At 47.4% G+C, this 3,856-nt stretch carries 2 protein-coding genes; both read left to right on the top strand.

Annotated features, from left to right (window positions below; genetic code table 11):
* Positions 1–81: 81 nt before the first annotated feature.
* Positions 82–1,743 carry a VRR-NUC domain-containing protein gene (locus AAKU61_RS22240; protein ID WP_354335779.1) on the top strand — a complete coding sequence of 554 codons (1,662 nt, stop codon included), beginning with the start codon at positions 82–84 and terminating at the stop codon, positions 1,741–1,743.
* Positions 1,740–3,856 (top strand): ATP-dependent DNA helicase (locus AAKU61_RS22235; RefSeq protein ID WP_354335777.1); only part of this gene is annotated, 2,117 nt, incomplete at its 3' end. The genes AAKU61_RS22240 and AAKU61_RS22235, both read left to right, overlap by 4 nt.

Here is a 3,856-nt window from a genome sequence, read left to right as displayed (position 1 = left end):
TGCATATAACAGTCACTATCAAACTCCAAGGTAAACAGATAAACTGTATGCATATACAGTTAAAAATCTCTACCTCCCGCAATGAAGCAAGTCTTACCAAACCCGCTGTACTACCTTTGTAATTTCCAACTAGTACTGGATTGGGTCAGTGAACGATACGATGATGTGTTAATTCCTGAAGAGCGTACGTTCATTGCAGATTTCGGTAACTTGCCACAAGTCTCACAAGCCTTATTTGTCCGCATGGTCATGCGTAAAGGCGACTATTTCCGTCAAAGCAAACTGAGTTATCCTGAGATAGGTGACACACATCAAGCGATGTTGCCTTTGATTAAAGTAGGATGGATTAACCCTGATCCGATATTGACGCTAGACCAGCTTTTTGAGCTTCTACAAAAGCCAGAAATTGTTGCCGTATTCTCACTCACCAGACCAATTAAACAGCTCCGCAAGGCAGAACAACTTGACTATCTTCGTGACGATCTTCCCGGCGTTAGCACCCAAGCAAAGGTATTCTCGGCCTGGCATCCTTCCTCAAAAGAATCAGTAGCACACATTCAGAACAAAGCCCTCTGTGACCGCTTGCGCCTGATCTTCTTTGGTAATTGGCAGCAAGACTGGTCAGAATTCGTCTTATCTGATCTCGGTATTTATCGCTATGAGGCAATCCCATTCTCAATGGCGTCGCGAGGATTTCAAACGCGTCGTGATATCGAGGATTACATTGCCTTACAAGCCTGTCGCGAATTGTTTCATGCGGAAGAACCCATTGCACTGGTACTCGGTGAGTTAGCAAAGACCACTAGCGAGAATGACTGGATCAATCGACGGCGCGATAAGCTCCTGTTCCAGCTGGGACAACAAGCAGAAAAGCAAAAAGACTGGGCTCAAGCATTAGCTGTTTATGAGATGAGTCGTTATCCAGGAACCAGGCTGCGTACCATCCGCGTATTAGAAAAGATGGGGCAAAGTGCCGCTGCATTACAGCTTCTCAACGAGGCCCTTAGCACGCCTGAGAGTGATGCCGAACTCCAGCAGCTACAGCGTAGTGCGCCACGCCTGAATCGTAAGCTAGGCCATCAGAAACCAGTGACACCAACGATGTCTAAAGCCGACATCATTACACTCCGACTACCGTATCCCGACACGTCGTTTTACGTCGAAGGCGTCGTTAAAGATCATCTGATGCAAGAAGAAGCACCGGTCTACTATGTTGAGAATACGCTGATCAATTCGCTATTTGGCTTGCTATGTTGGACAGCTATTTTTAAGCCTATCCCGGGTGCATTCTTCCATCCTTTCCACCGCGGGCCAGTCGATTTAACCAGTGCTGATTTCCATCAACGACGACAGGGCGACTTTGCTGCTTGCCTAGTCCAGCTTGATTCTGATGAGTACCTCACCACCATACGTCACACCTACCAAGCCAAACAAGGTATTCAATCGCCTTTTGTCTTTTGGAGTGCCTTAGATGAGGACTTGCTCAATCTTGCCTTAACCTGTATTCCTGCGCAGCATCTACGGCATTGGTTTCACCGACTCTTGTCCGACATTAAGGCGAACAGAAATGGCTTTCCTGATTTAATCCAGTTCTGGCCAAAAGATCAGCGTTACAACATGATTGAAGTCAAAGGTCCTGGTGACCGTCTGCAAGACAATCAGCAACGACTAATCGACTACTGCACCCTACATCAGATGCCAATCTCAGTGTGCTACCTCGAATGGCTTGAGGAAACTCAGTGAGTCTCAAACTCTACACTGTTGCAGTGCGTGCTCTGTGTGAATTTATTGCAAAACAAGGTAACCTCGATCTTCGTTTTACGCCATCTCCCTCGGCGCAAGAAGGGATAGAAGGTCATACGCAAGTCACGTCCCGCAGAGCGGCCAGCTACCAGCGTGAAGTCCGGCTCGAAGGCCGCTATTCAGAGCTACTGGTTAAAGGTCGAGCGGATGGCTATGATCCTGAACATCAACAGCTAGAAGAAATCAAGACCTATCGCGGCAACTTGACTACGATGCCGGAGAATCACCGGCAACTGCATTGGGCACAAGCTAAAGTTTATGCTCATTTGCTTTGCCAAAAGCTGGCTCTGTCCCAGCTCAACGTCGCGCTAATCTACTACAACGTCGATTCCCAACAAGAAACACCCCTAGTAGAAATCTATACGGCGCAAGTATTAGCATCTTTCTTCGATGGTCTATGTCATCAGTTTTTAACTTGGGCTAAGCAAGAGCTAGTGCATCGGGAACAACGTGATGGCGCCATAAAGGAGATGCGTTTCCCCCACCCATATTTTAGAGCGGGGCAGCGTGAGCTGGCAGAGGCCATTTACCGAGCCAGTAACCGTACCTGCTGCTTATTGGCACAAGCACCGACCGGTATCGGTAAAACGATAGGCAGCTTGTTTCCTATGCTCAAAGCCAGTGCCGAACACCAGCTCGATAAAATCTTCTTCCTTGCCGCAAAAACGTCAGGTCGCCAGTTAGCGTTGCATGCAATTCAAACGCTACAAGAAAACCTGCCACGCACGACTTTACGAACGCTGGAACTCGTCGCTAAAACCAATGCCTGTGAGTTCCCGCAAAATGCCTGTCATGGAGACTCCTGTCCTTTAGCAAAAGGGTTCTATGACCGTCTACCTTCTGCACGCACGGCGGCCTTACAAGTGCCGATCCTAAATCAAGAGAATTTACGTTCAGTCGCCTTAGCACATCAGGTCTGTCCCTATTACCTCAGTACAGAAATGGCGAAATGGTGTGATGTGATTGTCGGTGACTATAACTACTACTTTGACCTGAACGCCATGTTGTATGGACTAACCATCAGTCATGCCTGGAAGATTGGTTTACTAGTTGATGAGGCGCACAACATGGTTGCCAGAGCGCGTGCCATGTATACAGCAGAGCTGAGTCATCGACAACTTAAGGTGGTACGTAAGCAAGCACCGGCGATCTTAAAAAAGTCATTAGACCGGCTTCGTCGCCAATGGCTCGCATTAGAAAAAGCGCAGGAGTGCCAGCAGCAACAACAGCGCTACAACGATCAACAGCAAGCTTATGTCGTTCATGCCGAACTGCCTGATAAGTTCGGTAAAGCCTTAATCACTCTTTGCTCTGAAATAGGTGCTTACTTTGCAGACAATCCAATTACCATTAGTCCAGAACTACAGCAGTTTTATTTCGATGCTTTACTCTTTAATCGCTTAGGTGAGAGCTTTGGAGATCACTCACTATTTGACGCGACAGCGACGAACGGCGACTCGATACTTTGCATCAGAAACATCATTCCAGCCCCGTTTCTCAAACCTCGGTTTAAAGCAACACATACCAGTGCCTTATTCTCCGCCACCTTAAGTCCTTGGAATTACTACTGTGATTTACTGGGTATGCCAGAAAGCACTGCATGGGTCGATGTGGAATCCCCCTTTAGCGCTAACCAGTTAGCTGTGAATATCATTGAAACAATATCGACCCGCTATACAGACCGTGATCATTCTTTAATCCCGATGACGACCTTAATGGCGCAACAATATGAAGAAGCACCGGGCAATTATTTGGCCTTCTTCAGTAGCTTTGAGTACATGGATCAAGTTGCACGTTTGTTCCAAGAACGCTTTCCATCAATCACGATATGGACACAAACAAGGCGTATGGATGAATGCGCCAGAAAACATTTTTTAGAAAACTTCACGGAGTCCAGCCGAGGGATAGGATTTGCCGTCTTAGGTGGGGTCTTTGGTGAGGGAATCGATTTGCCCGGTGCGCGCTTGATTGGCGCTTTTATTGCGACACTGGGATTACCCCAAATGAATCCGGTCAATGAGCAGATTAAACAACGTATGCAGCAGTTATTCGG

Origin of the sequence: Undibacterium sp. GrIS 1.2 (assembly GCF_040544435.1) — a bacterium.
In the GTDB taxonomy this organism is placed as follows: domain Bacteria; phylum Pseudomonadota; class Gammaproteobacteria; order Burkholderiales; family Burkholderiaceae_D; genus Undibacterium.
This window is presented reverse-complemented; position numbering and strand designations above follow the sequence as displayed.

Coding starts and splice junctions, on each gene's coding strand:
- AAKU61_RS22240 (WP_354335779.1), top strand. CDS start 82: ATGAAGCAAGTCTTACCAAACCCGCTGTACTACCTTTGTAATTTCCAA.